The sequence below is a fragment of the Leifsonia sp. P73 genome (assembly GCF_051059105.1).
Classification (GTDB): Bacteria; Actinomycetota; Actinomycetes; order Actinomycetales; family Microbacteriaceae; genus Leifsonia.
The window spans coordinates 1,983,916-1,998,573 of sequence record NZ_CP194931.1 but is presented as its reverse complement, the minus strand read 5'-3'; the positions used below and the strand labels follow the sequence as shown (position 1 = coordinate 1,998,573).

At 71.9% G+C, this 14,658-nt stretch carries 14 protein-coding genes and 1 pseudogene; 4 read left to right on the top strand and 11 right to left on the bottom strand.

Annotation, left to right across the window (positions count from 1 at the left end):
• Nucleotides 1-7: 7 nt before the first annotated feature.
• Nucleotides 8-1,443: pseudogene (argG, locus tag ACQ86L_RS10165) on the bottom strand (argininosuccinate synthase).
• A 42-nt stretch (nucleotides 1,444-1,485) separates the two neighbouring features.
• Nucleotides 1,486-1,974 (bottom strand): MarR family winged helix-turn-helix transcriptional regulator, encoded by a 489-nt coding sequence (locus tag ACQ86L_RS10160; protein ID WP_434318777.1) that lies wholly within the window; start codon nucleotides 1,972-1,974, stop codon nucleotides 1,486-1,488.
• 59 nt (nucleotides 1,975-2,033) lie between these two features.
• On the opposite strand from ACQ86L_RS10160, the gene ACQ86L_RS10155 reads away from it, so the two are divergent.
• On the top strand, nucleotides 2,034-2,651 hold the full coding sequence (locus ACQ86L_RS10155; RefSeq protein WP_434318776.1) for an NAD(P)-dependent oxidoreductase: 618 nt from the start codon (nucleotides 2,034-2,036) through the stop codon (nucleotides 2,649-2,651).
• Nucleotides 2,652-2,728: 77 nt separating this feature from the next.
• On the opposite strand, the gene ACQ86L_RS10150 is transcribed toward ACQ86L_RS10155, so the two are convergent.
• Nucleotides 2,729-4,432 carry an amidase gene (locus ACQ86L_RS10150; RefSeq protein ID WP_434318775.1) on the bottom strand — a complete coding sequence of 568 codons (1,704 nt, stop codon included), beginning with the start codon at nucleotides 4,430-4,432 and terminating at the stop codon, nucleotides 2,729-2,731.
• Nucleotides 4,429-5,478, bottom strand: a complete 1,050-nt coding sequence (locus ACQ86L_RS10145; protein ID WP_434318774.1) for an agmatine deiminase family protein — start codon at nucleotides 5,476-5,478, stop codon at nucleotides 4,429-4,431. The genes ACQ86L_RS10150 and ACQ86L_RS10145 overlap by 4 nt, the downstream gene beginning before the upstream one ends.
• 58 nt (nucleotides 5,479-5,536) lie before the next feature.
• On the opposite strand from ACQ86L_RS10145, the gene ACQ86L_RS10140 reads away from it, so the two are divergent.
• Genes ACQ86L_RS10140 through ACQ86L_RS10130 form a run of 3 tightly spaced genes read left to right on the top strand, consistent with a single transcriptional unit; the run spans nucleotide 5,537 to nucleotide 6,971 of the window.
• Entirely contained in the window at nucleotides 5,537-6,145 is a 609-nt protein-coding gene (locus ACQ86L_RS10140; protein ID WP_434318773.1) for a TetR/AcrR family transcriptional regulator, read from the top strand.
• A gap of 37 nt (nucleotides 6,146-6,182) precedes the next feature.
• Complete coding sequence (locus ACQ86L_RS10135; RefSeq protein WP_345833659.1) at nucleotides 6,183-6,452, top strand: DUF1778 domain-containing protein; 270 nt, start codon at nucleotides 6,183-6,185, stop codon at nucleotides 6,450-6,452.
• 6 nt (nucleotides 6,453-6,458) lie between these two features.
• Complete coding sequence (locus ACQ86L_RS10130; protein ID WP_434318772.1) at nucleotides 6,459-6,971, top strand: GNAT family N-acetyltransferase; 513 nt, start codon at nucleotides 6,459-6,461, stop codon at nucleotides 6,969-6,971.
• 9 nt (nucleotides 6,972-6,980) lie between these two features.
• Here ACQ86L_RS10130 and ACQ86L_RS10125 read toward each other — a convergent pair whose 3' ends face one another.
• The 7 genes from ACQ86L_RS10125 to ACQ86L_RS10095 form a co-directional block, all read right to left on the bottom strand.
• Nucleotides 6,981-8,045 carry an alpha/beta fold hydrolase gene (locus ACQ86L_RS10125; protein ID WP_434318771.1) on the bottom strand — a complete coding sequence of 355 codons (1,065 nt, stop codon included), beginning with the start codon at nucleotides 8,043-8,045 and terminating at the stop codon, nucleotides 6,981-6,983.
• The gene (locus ACQ86L_RS10120) at nucleotides 8,042-8,953 is read right to left on the bottom strand and encodes an alpha/beta hydrolase (protein WP_434318770.1); all 912 of its coding nucleotides are present in this window, start codon (nucleotides 8,951-8,953) and stop codon (nucleotides 8,042-8,044) included. Before ACQ86L_RS10120 ends, ACQ86L_RS10125 begins: the two co-directional genes overlap by 4 nt.
• Entirely contained in the window at nucleotides 8,950-9,696 is a 747-nt protein-coding gene (locus ACQ86L_RS10115) for a 3-hydroxybutyrate dehydrogenase (RefSeq protein ID WP_434318769.1), read from the bottom strand. The genes ACQ86L_RS10120 and ACQ86L_RS10115 overlap by 4 nt, the downstream gene beginning before the upstream one ends.
• 87 nt (nucleotides 9,697-9,783) lie before the next feature.
• A complete protein-coding gene (locus ACQ86L_RS10110) occupies nucleotides 9,784-10,221 on the bottom strand; it encodes a VOC family protein (protein WP_434318768.1) in 438 nt (145 codons plus the stop codon).
• Nucleotides 10,222-10,340: 119 nt separating this feature from the next.
• Nucleotides 10,341-12,656: a beta-glucosidase gene (locus ACQ86L_RS10105; RefSeq protein ID WP_434318767.1), complete on the bottom strand. Its 2,316-nt coding sequence runs from the start codon at nucleotides 12,654-12,656 to the stop codon at nucleotides 10,341-10,343.
• Nucleotides 12,657-12,716: 60 nt separating this feature from the next.
• Nucleotides 12,717-13,586: a carbohydrate ABC transporter permease gene (locus ACQ86L_RS10100; protein ID WP_434318766.1), complete on the bottom strand. Its 870-nt coding sequence runs from the start codon at nucleotides 13,584-13,586 to the stop codon at nucleotides 12,717-12,719.
• Nucleotides 13,586-14,656 carry a carbohydrate ABC transporter permease gene (locus tag ACQ86L_RS10095; RefSeq protein WP_434318765.1) on the bottom strand — a complete coding sequence of 357 codons (1,071 nt, stop codon included), beginning with the start codon at nucleotides 14,654-14,656 and terminating at the stop codon, nucleotides 13,586-13,588. Before ACQ86L_RS10095 ends, ACQ86L_RS10100 begins: the two co-directional genes overlap by 1 nt.
• Nucleotides 14,657-14,658 lie beyond the last annotated feature (2 nt).

Genomic DNA, 14,658 nt, shown 5'->3' with positions numbered 1-14,658 from the left:
CGTGGCCTCAGTCGGTCCCGGCGTCGAACGCGGCGCCCTCGGAGGACGCATCGATCTCCCGCGAGAGCGCGTCGTCGGAACCGCTCACGTCGAGTTCCAGGATCGAGCGGGCGCTGCCCTCCTCCAGCTCGCCGACGAGCTCGCCGGTCGGACCGCCGATGAGGCCGGAGGCCGCGTACTGCTCGAGCCGGGAACGGGAGTCGGCGATGTCGAGGTTGCGCATGGTGAGCTGGCCGATGCGGTCGGACGGGCCGAAGGCGGCGTTGCCGACGCGCTCCATCGAGAGCTTGTCGGGGTGGTAGCTGAGCGACGGGCCCGTCGTGTCGAGGATCGTGTAGTCGTCGCCTCGGCGCAGGCGCAGGGTCACCTCGCCGGTGATCGCGGAGCCGACCCAGCGCTGCAGGGACTCGCGCAGCATGAGCGACTGCGGGTCGAGCCAGCGTCCCTCGTACATGAGGCGGCCGAGGCGCCGGCCCTCGTTGTGGTAGTTGGCGACGGTGTCCTCGTTGTGGATCGCGTTGAGCAGGCGCTCGTAGGCGATGTAGAGGAGCGCCATGCCCGGAGCCTCGTAGATGCCGCGGCTCTTGGCCTCGATGATGCGGTTCTCGATCTGGTCGGACGCGCCGAGGCCGTGGCGGCCGCCGATCGCGTTGGCCTCCAGCACGAGCGCGACCGGGTCGGTGAACTCCGCGCCGTTGAGCGCGACCGGGCGGCCCGCCTCGAACCGCACGGTGACGGTCTCGGGGGTGACCTCCACGTCTTCGCGCCAGGCGGCGACGCCCATGATCGGGTCGACGATGTCGAGCCCGGCGTCCAGTTCTTCGAGGCGCTTGGCCTCGTGGGTGGCGCCCCAGATGTTGGCGTCGGTGGAGTAGGCCTTCTCCGTGGCGTCGCGGTACGGGAAGCCGCGGGCCACGAGCCACTCGCTCATCTCCTTGCGGCCGCCGAGCTCCTCCACGAACGCGGCGTCCAGCCACGGCTTGTAGATGCGCAGGCGGGGGTTGGCGATGAGGCCGTAGCGGTAGAACCGCTCGATGTCGTTGCCCTTGTAGGTGGAGCCGTCGCCCCAGATCTCCACGTCGTCGTCCATCATGGCGCGCACCAGCATGACGCCGGTGACCGCGCGGCCGAGCGGCGTGGTGTTGAAGTAGGTCTTGCCGCCGGAGCGGATGTGGAAGGCGCCGCACTGGAGCGCGATCAGGCCCTCCTCGACCAGCGCGCGCTTGGCGTCGACCAGCCGGGCGACCTCAGCGCCGTAGTCCGTGGCGCGGCCGGGCACCTCGTCGATGTTCGGCTCGTCGTACTGACCGATGTCCGCGGTGTAGGTGCAGGGGATCGCACCCTTCTCGCGCATCCAGGCGACCGCGCAGGAGGTGTCGAGACCCCCGAGAACGCGATGCCGACTCGCTCACCGACCGGAAGACTGCTCAAGACTTTGGACACGCTTTCCAGCTTAGTGCGGGGGGCCGGGTGGCGATTCCCTGCTCAGTGCCCTTCGTTCAGCCCGGGATGCACCCCGGCGCGGTAGCCTGCCGCGGCGACCAGGCGGGTGAGCGTCGCCACCAGGCCGGCGCGCTCCTCCGGGCTGAGCGGCCCGAGCATCGTCTCCTCCAGTTCGTCGGCGATGCGCTCGCCCGTGGCGAGGACATCGCGGGCGGCGGGGGTGAGGTGGATGGCGTAGGCGCGGCGGTCGTCCGGGTGGCGGCGGCGCTCGACCAGGCCGCGGGATTCGAGGTCGTCGATCAGGCCGACCATCGAGTTGCGGTGCAGGCCGAGCGCGGTGGCCAGCTCCTGCTGGGTGCGGCCCTCCTGGCGGGCGAGCTGCGCGAGCACGCCGAAGCGGTTGGGGGTGATGCCGAGCGGGGCGAGCGCCGCGGTGAAGCGCTGGGCGCTCTGGAGGCCGAGCTGCGAGAGGAGGAAGCTCGCGCGGGTCTCGAGCGCGGTGAACTCGCGGGGGTCGTCTGGTGCCGCCATCCAAATATCGTACCAATCAGTGATTGCACATGACTGTGATTATCACCTACTATGCCGACATGAGACTCACCATCTTCGGCGCCAGTGGGCGCACCGGCGCGGAGCTCGTCCGGCAGGCGCTGGAACGGGGCGACGACGTGACGGTCGTCGTGCGACGGCCGGCGTCCTTCGATCCGCGCGTGATCGTCCGCGTGGTGCCCGACTTCGCGGACACGGCGGCGCTGCGGGAGGCGATCGACGGCGCCGACGCGGTGCTCTCCGCCATCGGGCCGCGGTCCGGCAAGGACGCGCCGGTCGCGGCCCCCGCCACGCGCGCGATCCTGGCCGCCCACCCGTCGCGCATCGTCGTCATCAGCGCAGCGCCGGTCGCCCCGCCTCCACGCGACGACAGCTTCATCAGCCGCCGGATCGCGATCCCGCTCGTGGAGCGCGCGCTGCGACCGATCTACGACGACCTCCGCGAGATGGAGGCGGCGCTCGCCGCGTCGGACAGCGCGTGGACGGCCTTCCGGCCTCCGCGGCTCACCAACGGGAAGGCGACGGGGCGCTACCGGACCCGCGTCGGCTCCAGCGTGCCGCGCAGCTTCCTGGTGTCGCGGGCCGACCTCGCCGCCGCGATGCTGAACTCCCTACGGCGCCCCGACACCGAGCGCACCGCCGTCGGCGTCGCCGGCTGAACCGCCTCCGCACTTTCGTGCCGAATGGCGCCTTTGGGCTCGCCAAAGGCGCCATTCGGCACGAATCAGGGGCAGCGTTAGGGGAGCCGAGGCGTGCGCGGCGGCTCCGTGCGCCGCCTCCCGGTGGCCTCGAACGCCGCGGCCAGGGCCAGCAGCGCCGCGTCGTCGTAGGCGCGGCCCGCGAAGGTCAGGCCGACCGGCATCCCGGTATCCTCCATCGTCCCCATCGGGACCGTGACCGTGGGGATGCCGAGGTGCCGCGGCACGAGGTTGCCGTTGGCGACCCAGACGCCGTTGCGCCAACCGAGGTCGGCGGAGGCCGGGTTCACATCCATGTCGGCGGGCGCGACATCGGCGACCGCGGGGAAGACGACGGCGTCGACGCCGAGGCCGGCCATCCACTGCTCCAGGTCGACGCGGCGGGTCTCCTCCAGGCCGCGGAGGCCGTCCGCCAGCTCCGGGATGCCCTCGAGCGTCGTTCCGGGGTGTTCGCGCACCCAGGCCGGGTACTCGGCGATGTCGTCGTCGAAGCCGGTGTAGCGGTCGGGCAGCGCGCCCTCCGGCTGCGGGAAGATGCGGGCGCCGTCGACGTCGGCCAGCGTGTTCAGCGCGGGGTCGCCGTTGGCGGCGAGGAAGTCGTCCCAGCCCCAGGCCGAGAGGTCGATGATCTCGCGGCGCAGGTAGGCGGGAGAGATGAGTCCGCGGGTGGCGATGGTCGGCGCGCCCGGCCGGTCGCCCTCGTAGTTCGAGACCACGGGGAAGTCGGTCTCGACCACCTCGGCGCCCGCGGCCTCCAGGTCGCGGCGGGCGGCTTCCCACAGCGCGATGACCGAGTCGCGGGTGCGGATGCGCTGCCCGGTCGGGCCGCCGATGCCGATGTGCTCGCCGGTGCCGGCCTCCTCGTCCGCGTTGATGTACATCCGCGGGACGGCGATGCGGCGGCCGGCCAGGCTCGCCTCAGCGGCCAGCGCGGGATACGACGCGGGCCGCAGCTCGGACGCCGGCGGGATGGGCACCCACGGCTGCGCGCGCCAGAAGTCGCCACGCGTCTCGGCGTCGTCGGCGACGATGACGTCCAGGACCTCCAGGAGGTCGGCCATCGTGCGCGTGTGGGGAACGACGACGTCCATCGTCGGCACCAGCGGCCAGTTGCCGCGCACCGAGATGACGCCGCGCGACGGGGTGTAGGCGCACAGTGCGTTGTTGGAGGCCGGGGCCCGGCCGGACGACCAGGTCTCCTCCCCGAGCCCGAACGCGGCGAAGCTCGCGGCGGTCGCGGTGCCGGAGCCGTTGGACGAGCCCGAGCCGAACGCGGCCGTGAGGAAGTCGCCGTTGTACGGGCTCTCGGCGCGGCCGTAGACGCCGCGCTGCATCCCGCCGTTCGCCATCGGCGGCATGTTGGTGAGGCCGAGCAGGATCGCCCCGCCCGCGCGCAACCGCTCGATCGTGAAGGCGTCGCGCTGGGCGACCAGGTGCTCGAACGCCGGGGAGCCGGCCGCGGCGGTGAGGCCGCGGGCGAGGTAACTGTCCTTGGCGGTGTACGGGATGCCGTCCAGCGGGCCGAGGGTCTCGCCGCGCGCGCGTCGCTCGTCTGCCGCGCGGGCCTCCTCGCGGGCGTCCGGGTTGCGGACGATCACGGCGTTGAGGCGCGGGCCGGCGGTGTCGTAGGCGTCGATGCGGGCGAGGTAGGCGTCGACCAGCTCGGCGCTGGTGGTCTTGCCGGACTCCAGGGCTTTCCGGAGGTCGGCGATGCCGGCCTCCACGACGTCGAAGCCGCTCATGCCGCGCTCACCTTTCCGGGAACCGCCGGCTGCTGCTGCGTGATGCAGTGGATGCCGCCGCCGCGGGCGAAGATCGGGCGCGAGTCCACCATGCTGACCCGGCGGCCGGGGTAGGCGGCCTCCAGGATCTCGGTCGCCTCTGCGTCGGCCGCCTCCTCGCCGAAGCCGCACGCGATCACGCCGTCGTTGACGACGAGGTGGTTCACGTAGCTCCAGTCCACGAAGCCCTCCTCGTCGCGGATGGTCGCGGGTGCCGGGAGGTCCACGATGTCCCACGCGCGGCCGGCGGCGTCGGTCGTGCCGGAGAGGAAGGCGCGCAGCTCGCGCGACACCTCGAAGTCGGGGTGCTCCGGATTGCGCTGCGTGTGCAGGAGCAGACGGCCGGGAGACGGGATGGTGGCGACGATGTCGACGTGGCCGTTCGTGCCGAAGTCGTCGTAGTCGCGGGTGAGGCCGCGGGGGAGCCAGACGGCGTGCGTCGTGCCGATCGTGCGGGCGAGCTCGGCCTCCACCCTGGCCTTGTCGGCGTACTTGTTGCGGCGCGGGTCGAGCTGGACGGTCTCGGTGAGCAGCACGGTGCCGGCGCCGTCGACGTGGATGCCGCCGCCCTCGTTCACGAGCACGGAGCTGACCAGCTCTGCGCCGGTGCGCTCGGCGACGAAGCGGGCGATCTCTGCGGACTTGCGCCACTCGGACCACGCCGGGTCGCCCCAGCCGTTGAAGGTCCAGTCGACGGCGCCGAGCACGCCGGGGCGCTCGTCGTCCACCACGAAGGTCGGGCCGAAGTCGCGCATCCAGAACTCGTCGAGCGGCGCCTCCACCTGCTCGACGTGCGAGCCGAGCATGCGGGCGGCGCGCTCGCGCTCGGAGGGGTCGACCACCATAGTGACCGGCTCGAACTCGGCGACGGCATGGGCGACGGCGGTCCAGGCGGCGTAGGCCTCCTCGGCGGACGCGGCGTCGTCGCCGAGGGTGATGCCGGCGCGCGGGAAGGCCATCCAGGTGCGCTCGTGCGGTGCGGTCTCGGCGGGCATGCGCCAGGTCATCGTGAACCTCCGGGCTCTATTGATCGGATGATCAATAGATACCTATACTGGACCCACGATGTCAAGAGCAGCCCGCAAACCGCCCGCCGAGCGCCGCGCCGAACTGGCCGCCTCCGCCCGTGCCCTCGCGCTGGAGGAGGGCCTCGCCGCGGTCACGCTGCGCGCCGTCGCCGCCCGCGCCGGGGTGACGCCCGCGCTGGTCGCGCACTACCACGAGTCGATGGACGGCCTGGTGGCCGAGACGTTCACGAGCATCGTCGGCGCCGAGATCGCTGAGCTGCGCTCGCTGCTGGCCGCGGCCCCGTCGGCCGCCGCCGGGCTCGCGACCCTGCTGCGCACCCTCCTGGACGGCACGCGCGACGACGTCACCGTGGTGTGGGTGGAGGCCTGGGCGCTCGGCCGCCGCAACACCGTGTTGGGCGCGGCGGTGCGCGACCAGATGGACGCCTGGAGCGACGTCGTCGAGGGCGTGATCGTGGACGGCGTCGCGGCGGGGTCGTTCCGGGTGGAGGACCCCCGCGCTGTGGCCTGGCAGCTGCTCGGCATGCTCGACGGGCTCAACGCACAGGCGCTGGTCCGCTGGGGAGGCGCAGCCGACCGGGGGTCGCTGCTCGCGCACGCGGTGGAGGGGATGCTTGGGGTCGAGCGCGGGGTGCTGGTGGGATAGGCATTGCATGTACGGCGATTTGCCGTACACTTGGAGCATGCCCACCAAAGACCGCCGAATCGAAGTGCGCGTGACCAGCGTTCAGCGCGAGCTGATCGAGCGTGCGGCGATCCTCGAAGGGCGCACCGTCTCCGACTTCACCGCCACCACGCTCACCACGCGTGCGGAAGAGGTGATCCGTCACGAGCGCGAACTGCGCGTCGAGGAGGAGACCTTCGCGGCGTTCGCAGCGGCACTCGACGCACCGGCCCAGAACGTCGAGGGGCTCGCCGAGCTGTTCCGTCGCCGTTCGGTGTTCATCGACTGACGCGGCATGGCTCAGTACCACCGGCCTCGTCCCATCAAAGCGGGGGACATCGCCTCTGAGTTCGACTGCGGCGTCGAGGTCCTCGACCGTTGGCTGAAGGGGTGGGCACGCCACAACGAGGCGGCGGGCGGCGCCCGCAGTTATGTCTCCGTCACCGACGACACGACCCACGTCGCGGGCTACTACTGCCTCTCGGCGAGTTCGATCGCGCGAGCGGACGCCCCCGGCGCTCTGTCGAGGAACATGCCCGATCCGATCCCGGTCGCCCTCCTCGGCCGGCTCGCCGTCGATCGCAGGCACGCGGGCGTCGGACTCGGAGCGTCCCTGCTTCAGGACGCCGCGCTGCGCGCGATCCAGGCATCCGAGACGCTCGGCATCCGTGCCCTTGTGGTGGACGCCATCGACGAAGGGGTCGTCCCGTTCTACGAGCGGTTCGGTTTCCGGCGGTTCCCGGGTTCGCGGCGCATCCTCTATCTGAGGATCGCGGACGCCTTGAAGACCGCCGCAAGCCTGAGCTGACCCGAGTCCTCAGCTGACCCACGCCATCAGCTCGGCCAGGAACTCCTCCGGCTTCTCGATGTGGGGCGAGTGGCCGCAGTCCTCGAACACCACCTCCCGGGTCACCCCGCCCTCCGCCCGGTAGCTCTCCCGCACCGCGCGGATCTGCTTCAGCATCGGCTGCGGCGGGGCGACCTCCTCGCCGGGCCAGCCGGGGATGACGCCCGCGGCGCCGAGCTGGTTGAGGTCGAAGAAGGAGGCGTCGTTGACGATCGCGTCGAGGGCGCCGTGGATCCAGAGGATCGGCGGCTTGACGGGGAGGTCGATGATGTCGGTGGTGTCGAAGTAGGTCGGCGCCATCGTGTTGAGGACGCCGTTCGGACCGGGGGCGAAGCCCGGCCACTCGTCGGTGGCCGTCGCGTCGCCCGGGTAGTTGTCGACGCCGGTGGCCGTCGTGAGCATGGAGTGCACCCACAGGTCCTCGTACTCGGTGGTGAAGCCCGGCGCCACGTACGCCGAGCGGTAGACCGCGCGCGGCGAGGTCGGCGACTCCTCGCCGGTGTCGCCGGCGGCCAGTCGCTCCACGAAGTCCGGGTTCGCTCCGCCGCCGCCGGTGCCGGAGGCGTGAGCGTTGAGGAGGCTGCCGTCCAGCGCCGTGCCGCCGAAGCCGTACGGGGAGACCGTGGACACCAGGGTGAGGCTGCGCACCAGGTCGGGGCGGTCGAGCAGCAGCTGCATCACCACGCCGCCGCCCATGCTCCAGCCGACCAGGTGCACCGGGCCGCTGTCCAGCGCGTCGAGCACCGCCGCGACGTCCTCCGAGAAGTCGCCGACCCCGCGGGTGGCGTCGACGGGCAGAGTCTCGCTGTCCCCGAATCCGCGGAGGTCGATCGCGATCGCGCGCGTGCCCTCGGGGAGCGACAGCATCAGCGGCTGCCAGAACAGCGACGACGAGACGTTTCCGTGCACGAACACGATCGTCCGGGTGGCGTCGGCGGCGACGGTGGGGTCGGTTGTGCGCGCCAGGACGTTCGCGGTGTAGCGGGAGGTCGGGATGCTGCGGGCGACGATGCCCGGGAGCAGGGTTCCGGTCACGGTGTCTCCTTCGGGTGAGGGCGGGGTGAGGGATCGGAGTGGTAGTGCGGGTGGGCAGGGTACGCGCCGGGCAGGTGCGGGGTGAGCTGCCGCACGCCGGCCTCCGTCATCACGATCGTGTAGTGGTTCACGTCGTCGGCCTCGAACGCCTCGAACCAGGGCAGCCGGCCGCGCCACTCGGCGGGCTCCTCCGCCCGGTAGAGCGGGTCGGTGTTCAGGAGGCCGCGCGGCGCACGCACGAACGCGATCGGCAGCGTCAGCCCGGCGAGGGCCTCCGCATAGCCGCTGCTGCCGTCCATCTCGGTCGCGTTGACCGACATGGCCTCCTCGGACACGCTCGACCGCAGCTCGGGCGGCGTGCCGACCAGGTCGTAGAGCGCGTACGCCTCGACGGCGTCGTTCCACCACGGGCCGAGTGCGGGATGCCGGCGCCAGAATGCGAGATAGTCGTCCTCGCTCGCGAACGTCATCCGCAGCCGGTCGCGGGCGGGGCCGAGGTCGGCGGTGCGGGTCACCGGGAGGCCGCCGTCGATCAGCACCAGCCGCTCGACCCGGTCGGGGTGCCGCTCCGCGAGCCACACCGCGACGAACGCGCCCATCGAGTGACCGGCGACCACCGCGCGCTCGACGCCGAGGCCGTCGAGCATCCGGGCGACGTCGTCCGCGTGGCCGGCCATCCCGTACGGCCCGGGGAGGGCGCCGCTGCCGCCGCGGCCGCGCAGGTCGGGCGCGATCAGCCGCACGCCGGGCAGCGCGGCGGCGACCATGCCCCACGAGACGTGGTTGGCGGTGATCCCGTGGATGCCGACCAGCGGCATCCCGCCGGCGTCTTCGTGCCATTGACCGCCCGCGAGCTCGCCGCCGTCCACCGGGACGCGGAACGGCGTGGCCGGGGTGAACGCCGTCATTTCGCGCTCCAGCCGCCGTCGATCGTGTAGCTCGCTCCGGTGACCATCCGTGACCCCTCCCCGGCCAGCCAGAGCGCGAGCCCGGCGACCTCCTCGGGCTCCACCAGGCTCTTGATCGCGGGCTCGGTGAGCATGATCCTCTCCACCACTTCGTCCTCCGGGATGCCGTGCAGCCGCGCCTGGTCGGCGATCTGCTTCTCGACCAGCGGCGTCCGGACGTAGCTCGGCTCGATGCAGTTGGAGGTCACACCGTGCGCAGCGCCCTCCAGCGCGGTCACCTTGGACAGGCCCTCCAGGCCGTGCTTGGCGGCGACGTAGGCCGACTTGAACTCGGACGCGCGCAGGCCGTGCACGCTGGAGATGTTGATGACGCGCCCGAAGCCGCGCTCGTACATCCCGGGCAGCGCGGCGCGGATCAGGAGGAACGGCGCCTCCAGCATCACCCGCAGGATGAGGGCGAAACTCTCCGGCTCGAACTCGGGGATCGGGCGGACGTGCTGGAGGCCGGCGTTGTTGACGAGGATGTCGGTGTCGAGCGTCAGGTCGCCGAGCGCCGCGGTGTCGGAGAGATCGACCTCCCACGCCTCACCGCCCAGCCGGTCGGCCGTCGCGCGGGCGGCGTCGCCGTTCACGTCCGCGATGGTGACGTGGGCGCCGGCCGCGGCGAACGCCTCCGCGCACGCCAGGCCGATGCCGCTCGCGCCTCCGGTGATGAGCGCCCTGCGCCCCGAGAGGTCCGCCATCGTCGCTTCCTTCCCCGGGCGCGCCCCGCCCACATTCGGCACCCTACCCGCGGCCCGCAGCCCGGCGGAAGGAGTCGGCGGCGGGCGTCAGCTCGCGATGAAGGAGGTGACGTCGGTGCCGTCGGAGAGCACCGGCGAGATCATCCCGAACACGTTGCCCTCGGGGTCGCGCAGGTACGCGACGCGGCCGATCGAGGGCATGTCGTCGGGAGGCAGCGCCTCCGTGCCGCCGAGGTCGAGCCCGCGTTGGTACAGCTCGTCCACGTTGCCGTCGATCCCGATCACGATGTTCGCGCCGGAGATCGGTGCGTCCAGGGCGGGCGCCGGGCCCATCCGCTGGGTGAGGCCGCCGTTGATCCCGTTGCCGGCCGCACCCATCGCGATGGCCCCCTCGCCGGTGTCGATCGCCCAGTAGGGCATCTCGCCGAACCGGGTGAAGGTCCAGCCGAGCAGTCCGGTGTAGTAGTCCATCAGGCGCTGCGGCTCGACGGCGTGGATTTCGAAATGGACGACGAGATTGGACATGATGGGCCTCCCGGCGCCGAGCCTACCCGCGCCCTCCCGCGCGCGACCATCCGTTCCGGAGTTGTGCACGCGACACGCCGCACGCGAACGTACACAACTCCGGAATTGATGGTGGGGGGTCAGGGGAGAGGGGCGGGGGCGGGGGTGGTGAGGGCGGTGCGGACGAGGCGGGCGTCCGCCGGGGTGACCGCGTGCTCGGGGCCGGTGAGCTCGATGGCTGCCTCTGTTTCGCGGTCGGCGCAGGAGGGGCCGACCCAGAGCTCGACAGTGCCGGGCTCCACGATGCGGATGCCGTCGCGGCCGGTGAAGGCCAGCCGCGCGGTGGGCACCTGGAAGGTGACCTCGGCCTCCTCGCCCGGCTCCAGCGCCACGCGGGCGTAGCCGAGCAGCTGCGCGACCGGGCGCGTGACGCTCGCGAACACGTCGCGCGCGTAGAGCTGCACCAGGTCGGCGCCCGCGCGCTCGCCGCTGTTGCGGACCGTCACGCGCACCTCGAAGTCGCCGCCGGCGGCCACGGCCGCGTCGGCCTCCAGGCCCGTGCGCTCGAAGGTCGTGTAGCTGAGACCGTGGCCGAACGGGAGGATCGGCGTGCTGTCGGCGCTGGTCACGTCCGAGGGGCCGCCGAGCAGCGGGTGCAGGTACGAGAACGGCTGCGCGCCGGCCGACCGCGGCAGCGACACCGGGAGGTGGCCGGTGGGGGCGACGCGGCCGGACAGCACCGCGGCGATGGCGCGGCCGCCCTCCTCACCCGGGAAGAAGGCCTGCAGCACCGCGGCGGGGGCGTCCGGTCCGCTGATGGCCCAGTCGATCGCATACGGGCGGCCGGAGAGCACGATGACGACGGTCGGCGTCCCGGTGCGGACGACGGCTTCCACCAGCTCGCGCTGCACCCCGGGCAGCTCCAGGCTCTCGACGTCGTTGCCCTCGCCGACCGTGCCGCGGCCGAACAGGCCAGCGCGGTCGCCGACGACGACCACGGCCACGTCGGCGTCGGCCGCGGCGCTCACCGCGGTGACGATGCCGGAGCGGTCGTCGCCCTCCACGTCGCAGCCGCGGGCGTGCACGAGCTCGGCGGCCGGGAACTCCTCGCGCAGCGCCTCCAGCACCGAGGGGAGCTCGAAGCCGAGCGGCACCTCCGGGTGGTGGGCGAGCACGTGGTTGGCGAACGAGTAGCAGCCCATCAGCGCCTCGGCGGCGTCGGAGTTGGGGCCGACGACGGCGATGCGGGCGGCGGCGCGGTCGCCCTCCAGCGGGAGGGCGCCGTCGTTGGTCAGCAGCACCAGCGACTCCTCGGCCAGCCGCAGCGCGAGCGCGCGGTGCTCGGGGGAGTCGAGGTCGACGGAGGCCGGCGGCGTGTCGAAGGTCTCGTCCAGCAGGCCGAGCTCCTCCTTCTGCGCGAGCAGGCGCAGCACGGCGCGGTCGACCAGCGCCTCGTCGGCGAGCCCGGCGCGGATGCGCTCGGCGAGCGGCGCGAGGAACGCGTCGCCCGTCGGCAGTTCGACGTCGATGCCGGCGGCGAGGGCCAGCTCGGCCGCCTCGCCACGGTCGGCCGCGACGCGGTGCATGGTGTGCAGGAAGGCCACAGCGAAGTAGTCGGCCACGACCGTCCCGTCGAAGCCCCACTCGTCGCGCAGCACGCCGGTGAGGTACTCCGGGTTCGCGGCGACGGGAACGCCGTCGATCTCCGCGTAGGAGTTCATCACCGAGCGCACGCCGCCGTCGCGGACCGCCATCTCGAACGGAGGCAGCAGCACGTCCCGGATCTCGCGCGTCCCGGCGTGCACCGGGGCGTGGTTGCGCCCCGCCTGCGACGCCGAGTAGCCGACGAAGTGCTTGAGCGTGGCGTGCACGCCGGACGACTGGAGGCCGCGCACATATGCGGTGCCGATCGTCCCGACCACGTACGGGTCCTCGGCGATGCACTCGTCCACCCGGCCCCAGCGCGGGTCGCGGATGACGTCGAGCACCGGCGCGAGGCCCTGGTGGATGCCGAGCTCGCGCATCGAGGCTCCGATCGCGGCTCCCATCTCCTGCACCAGCTCCGGGTCGAACGCCGCGCCCCAGGCGAGCGGCGTCGGGAAGGTCGCGGCCTTCCACGCCGCCAGCCCGGTCAGGCACTCCTCGTGCACCAGCGCGGGGATGCCGAGGCGGGTCTGCTCGCGCAGCCTGCGCTGCTCCGACCACAGCCAGGAGGCGCGTTCCACGGGGTCGACGGGCCGGGTGCCGTAGACGCGGGTGAGGTGGCCGATGCCCTGCGCGGTGGCGTCGTCGTAGCTCTGTCCGGTGGTCATCTCCCCGTCGAGCGGGGCGACGTTGTCGTCGCCCTTGTCGACCCAGTAGCCGACGATCTGCGCGAGCTTCTCGTCGAGGGTCATCCGGGCGTGCAGGTCGCGCACACGCTCGGAGACGGTGGGGAGGTTGTCAGTGGTTGTCATGCTTCTTTCCTGCATACGGGTCGTACGGGAACGTGTCGGGAACGCCGGGAGAGGACGGGCTCAGCCCTTGACCGCACCGGTCAGACCGCCGACGATGCGGCGCTCGAACAGGCTGAAGAAGATCAGCGCGGGGATCATCGACAGCGACGTGAAGGCGAGCACCTTGGAGGTGTCCGTCGCGTACTGCGACGAGAACGCCTGCACGCCGAGCGGCAGGGTGAACGTCGCCTGGTCGTTGAGGATGAACAGCGGCAGGAGGTAGCTGTTCCAGCTTCCGATGAAGGCCAGGATGCCGACGGTGATGACGCCGGGCAGCGAGAGCCTCAGCACCATCCGGAAGAAGAAGCCGATCCGGCTGCAGCCGTCGATGAAGGCGGCCTCCTGGATCTCGTCGGGGATCGCCCGCAGGAACGGCACCAGGATGATGATCGTCGTCGGCAGGGCGAACGCGATCTGCGGGATGATGACGCCCGCGAGCGAGTTCATCAGGCCGAGGTTGCGCACGACGATGTAGAGCGGCGTGATCGCGACGGTGATCGGGAACATCAGGCCGGCAGCGAACAGCGCGTAGAGGGCGCCGCTCCCGCGGAACGGGTAGCGCGCGAGCACGTAGCTGGCCATCAGCCCGAGCCCGACGGCGCCGACCGTCGTCACCAGGGCGGTGACCGTCGAGTTGAGCACCTGGCCCCAGAAGACGCCGCCGGTGAGCACCTCCAGGTAGTTCGCCGGGTTCCAGGGGTTCGGGAAGCCCGCGGGGTCGACCGTGATCTGGGAGTTGGTGCGGAAGCCGCCGATGATGATGTACGCGATCGGCACGATCATCAGCGCGATCACGATCAGCGCGATGAAGTAGACCGCGGGGGAGCCCCAGGGCAGGCTCTTCCGCGCCGCGCGGCGCGAGGAGCGGGAGGAGACGGTGAGGGCGGTCATCATGCCGTCCTTTCTGTCGCGGCCGCGCCACGGCGGCCCTTCGTGCGACCCGACTTCTTCGCGGTGGTCACGGCGCCTGCGGTGTCGCGGCGGAGGACGAAGCGCTGGTAGATCAGGGCGACGATCATGGAGATGAGGAAGATCACGACGGCCACCGCGTTGCCGTAGCCGTAGTTGCCGGCGTTGCGGCCGTTGGCGACCATGTACGTCGCCATCGTCGAGGTGCCGGCGGTGGACGCCACGTACTGGCCCCAGATGATGTAGACGAGGTCGAAGAGCTGGAGGGCGCCGATGATCGAGAGGAACGCCCAGATCCGCAGCGTCGGGCCGAGCAGCGGGAGGGTGATCCTGCGCTGGATCTGCCAGAACGACGCGCCGTCGAGCGCGGCCGCCTCGTAGAGCTCCTCGGGGATGCCCTGCAGGCCGGCGAGGAAGAGGATGACGGCGAAGCCGACGTACTTCCAGGTCAGGATGCCCATCAGGGTCCAGATGGCGATGTTCGGGTCGGACAGCCAGTCGTGCGCCCAGGAGCCGAGGCCGACGTTGTGCAGGAAGCCGTTGAGCGCGCCGTTGGTGGCGAGCATCAGGCTCCAGCCGGTGCCGACCACGACCTCGGAGATCACGTACGGCACGAAGATCAGCACGCGGATGATCGACTGGCCCTTCATCTTCCTGTTGAGGAGGAGGGCGAGCAGGATGGCGATCGGGCCCTGGATGACGATGGACGCGACCACGATGAAGGCGTTGTGCCCGAGGGCCGCCAGGAACGCGGGGTCGGTCAGGATGACGACGTAGTTCTGGAGGCCGACGAAGTCGGTGGGCGGTCCGTAGCCCGCCCAGCGGAAGAAGCCGTAGTAGGCGGCCATCACGACCGGGAAGATCACGAAGGCCAGGAAGACGATGACGGCGGGGCCGGCCAGGAGGGCGATCTCGGCACGGAGGGCCCAGCCCGCGCCGCGGCGGCGGCGCGGCTGCGACGGGAGCGACGCGGCTGCGCCGCTCCCGTCGTGCTGCGCGAGATCCGCCGTCGACACGTGCTCGGTCGAGGTTGACTCGCGGGTGTTGCTCACGG